The following is a 3,593-nucleotide window of genomic DNA, read 5'->3' on the forward strand; positions in this document are numbered from 1 at the left end:
CCTGGGGGCCGGTGGCGGCCTGGGGCGTGCTGGGCTGCTTCTTTGCCGGGGTGGGGTTTTACATGCTGCACAACACGCTGCAGGTGCAGGCCACGCAGATGGCGCCCGAGGCCCGGGGCACGGCGGTCACGCTGTTTGCGTGCCTGCTGTTCCTGGGGCAATCGCTGGGCGTGCTGCTGGTGGCGGCCAGTGTGGATCGGGGCTGGATCGCGCCCGTGTTCTCGGTGGCGGCACTGGGGGTGCTGGTGCTGGGCGCGCTGGTGTCGCGCAAGGTGAATGGCCGGGTGGAGGTGCCCGCGGGAGCGTAGTCTGGAGTCGGCCGCACCGTGCAAATAACTTTGATGTCTTATTACTTTATTTTTTGATAGTTTGATTCTTTATGGCGCAATAGTACATTCCCTGATCTTTGTGTCTTTTGGGGCCGAACCCGCGCCGCCCGGCGTGTGGCGGCCCTTTGTGTTTCATGATCGAACTACGGGGTATCACCCAAACCTACCAGGGCTCACAAGGCCCGGTCGAGGCGCTCAAGGGCATCGACCTCACCATCCAGCCGGGCGAAGTGTTCGGCATCATCGGCAAGAGCGGCGCGGGCAAAAGCTCGCTGGTGCGGGTGATCAACCTGCTCAATCGGCCCACCACGGGCCAGGTCATCGTGGGCGGGCAGGACCTGACCCAGCTTAACGACGCGCAGCTGCGCGAGGCGCGCCGCGAGATCGGCATGGTGTTCCAGCACTTCAACCTGCTGTCGTCGCGCACCGTGTTTGACAACGCCGCGCTGCCGCTGGAGCTGGCGGGCATGGACAAGGCCGCCATCCGCGAGCGTGTGAACCCGCTGCTGGAGCTGGTGGGCCTGTCAGCCCTGGCCGACCGCTATCCGGCGCAGATCAGCGGCGGGCAAAAGCAGCGTGTGGGCATTGCGCGTGCGCTGGCCAGCCGCCCCAAGGTGCTGCTGAGCGACGAAGCCACCTCGGCGCTGGACCCGGAGACCACGCGCTCCATCCTCGACCTGCTGCGCCAGGTCAACCGCGAGCTGGGCCTGACGGTGGTGCTGATCACCCACCAGATGCAGGTCATCAAGCAGGTGGCCGACCGCGTGGCCGTGATCGAGGCCGGCCGCATCGTGGAGCAGGGCCGGGTGCTGGACGTGTTCACCCGCCCGCAGCAGGCCATCACCAAGAGCCTGATCGACGAGATCCTGCCGCAAGAGCTGCCCGCCAGCGTGCTGGACCATGTGCGCAAGCTGGCAGGCCAGCTGAGCGCAGGACGAACCGGCCAGCTGCTGCGCCTGTCGTACGCCGGGGACAGCGCTTACCAGCCCATCCTGTCGCAGCTGATCCGCCAGTTTGGCGTGGACATGAGCATCCTGCACGGGCAGGTGGATGAGATCCAGGACGAGACCTTTGGCTCGCTGGCCGTGTACGCCAGTGGCGAGGCCGAGAGCGTGCGCGGCGCCGTGGCGCACCTGCGCGCGGGCGGGGTCGAGGTGGAAGAAGTGGCCGTGGCCGGTTAAGAGGGAGCACACATCATGTTCAACAACTTCACGCCAGCCATGCTGGATCTGTTTGCTTCGTCGCTGTGGGAGACGCTCATCATGGTCGGCATCTCCGGTCTGGTGGGCGGCTTGCTGGGGGTGCCGCTGGGCGTGTTCCTGCGCCTGACCGATGACGGCGGGGTGCTGGAGAACGGCCCGGTCAACAAGCTGGTGGGCTGGCTGGTCAACGCTGTGCGGTCCACGCCCTTCATCATCCTGCTGGTTGCCATCATCCCGTTCACGCGGCTCATAACCGGCTCGTCCATCGGCACGGCCGCAGCCGTGGTGCCACTGACCATTGCCGCTGCCCCGTTTGTGGCCCGCCTGGTCGAGGCCGCGCTGCGCGAGGTGGACCACGGCCTGGTCGAAGCCGCGCAGGCCATGGGCGCCACCACCAGCCAGATCGTGTGGAAGGTGCTGCTGCCCGAGGCTCTGCCCGGCATCGTGGCGGGCCTGACCATCACGTTCGTGAGCCTGACCGGCTACTCGGCCATGGCCGGTGCCATTGGCGGCGGCGGCCTGGGCGACCTGGGCATCCGCTACGGCTACCAGCGCTTTCTGCCCGAGATCATGCTGGCCGTGGTGCTGGTGCTGATCTTCTTTGTGCAGGCCGTGCAAAGCCTGGGCGACTGGGCAGTGCGCAAGCTGAGCCACCGTTGAGTGGTGAATGGTTTGCTATTGAATCAATAGCTGCTGGCGCATGATCCACTAGCGCTTGTGGCCTGTTTGGCCTCAAACCCACGCGTGGAGGCACTGCCTGGGCCTCTGCGCTGGTCCTGGCTCTCTCGCATCCTGTGGGAGAGGTGCAGACGCCAATCTCAGCCCGGCACCCGGTAGTGGTAGCCGTAGGCCGTCTTGAAGCCCATCGATTCATACAGCCGCAGCGCAGGCGTGTTCTGCGCCCGCACCTGCAGGTAGGCGCTGGTTGCACCGGCCTCCATGCCCCAGTGCAGCAGCGCCTGCACCAGCGCGCGCCCGCGTCCGCCGCCCCGGTGTTCAGGCGCCACAGCCAGGTCGTACAGGCCCACCGCGCCGCGCTCCAGCACCGCCAGGCCAAAGCCCACGGCATGGCCCTGGGCGTCGTGTTGCAGCGCATAGCCCACCGGGTGGGCGATGGCGTCGAGGATGCTGCAGTGCAGGTTGCGGTGGTGCGGCGCAACGCCGTTGGCCGCCGCAAAGCCTTCCAGCCACGCGGGCGATGGCGAGGCGCTGACCACGGTGCTGCCGTCGGGCCGGGGCGCCGAGCCCGGCGCCAGCGGCCGGAGCAGGACCAGCGAGGGGTCGAAATGCTGGTAGCCCGCGTCCGCCAGCTCCTGGTCGGCCTCGGCCGGGGCCATGGGGGAGATGCGGAACACGGCGGGCAAACCATGCCGCGCATACAGCGCCGCCGCCGCCTCGCGCACGCCGTCGAACGGCGCGCCGGGCACCAGCGCGTTGACCGAGTTGGCGCGCTTGGTGTAACCGCCCGACAGCCGGAACACCCAGCCCCGGTGAAACACCGTCTGGTGCGCGGGCCAGGCGTTGAAGGCGCGCTCTTCCAGCGCGCGGACGAGGGCAGCGGGTGCGGTGTTGGCAATGGGGGCGGCGGTGTCGGTCATCGCAGGTTTATACCAACCCACCTTGACCATTCACCGCGCCAGCCACCCAGTGCGACAACTCTTTGCAACCCTCTTTGCCACTCAGTCAGTCGGTGGTGATCTTGTTGTCTGCCACCAGCTTGGCAAAACGTGCGGTGTCGGCCGCAATCTGTTCGGCCATCTGCGCCGGGGTGTTGCCGATGGGTTCGGCGCCAATGTCCTGCATGCGCTTTTGAAAGTCCGGCGACTGGATGACCTTGACCATTTCGGTGTTCAGCCGCGCTACCACGTCGGCGGGCGTGCGGGCGGGGGCCAGCACACCAAACCAGGTGCCGATGTCAAAGCCCGCAAAGCCGCTTTCTTGCAGCGTGGGCACGTCGGGCAGGGTGGACGAGCGTTTGGCCGTGGTCACCGCCAGAGCCCGCAGCTTGCCCGCCTTGATGTGAGGCAGCACAGGGGTGACGGTGTCGAACGACATCGACACC

3 protein-coding genes and 2 pseudogenes are annotated in these 3,593 nt (G+C 67.1%); 3 read left to right on the forward strand and 2 right to left on the reverse strand.

Going from position 1 to position 3,593, the window contains the following annotated elements:
* The 3 genes and pseudogenes from DBR23_RS26705 to DBR23_RS26715 form a co-directional block, all read left to right on the forward strand.
* A pseudogene (locus DBR23_RS26705) lies at positions 1 to 308 on the forward strand (MFS transporter); the annotation flags it as partial.
* A gap of 155 nt (positions 309 to 463) precedes the next feature.
* Positions 464 to 1,510 carry a methionine ABC transporter ATP-binding protein gene (locus DBR23_RS26710; RefSeq protein ID WP_056744393.1) on the forward strand — a complete coding sequence of 349 codons (1,047 nt, stop codon included), beginning with the start codon at positions 464 to 466 and terminating at the stop codon, positions 1,508 to 1,510.
* Positions 1,511 to 1,525: 15 nt separating this feature from the next.
* Positions 1,526 to 2,191, forward strand: a complete 666-nt coding sequence (locus tag DBR23_RS26715) for a methionine ABC transporter permease (RefSeq protein ID WP_056067588.1) — start codon at positions 1,526 to 1,528, stop codon at positions 2,189 to 2,191.
* A gap of 158 nt (positions 2,192 to 2,349) precedes the next feature.
* Here DBR23_RS26715 and DBR23_RS26720 read toward each other — a convergent pair whose 3' ends face one another.
* Entirely contained in the window at positions 2,350 to 3,129 is a 780-nt protein-coding gene (locus tag DBR23_RS26720) for a GNAT family N-acetyltransferase (protein WP_199227812.1), read from the reverse strand.
* Between the two features lie 85 nt (positions 3,130 to 3,214).
* Positions 3,215 to 3,593: pseudogene (locus DBR23_RS31900) on the reverse strand (tripartite tricarboxylate transporter substrate-binding protein); the annotation flags it as partial.

The organism is Acidovorax sp. HMWF018 (genome assembly GCF_003061035.1).
In the GTDB taxonomy this organism is placed as follows: Bacteria; Pseudomonadota; Gammaproteobacteria; order Burkholderiales; family Burkholderiaceae_C; genus Acidovorax; species Acidovorax delafieldii.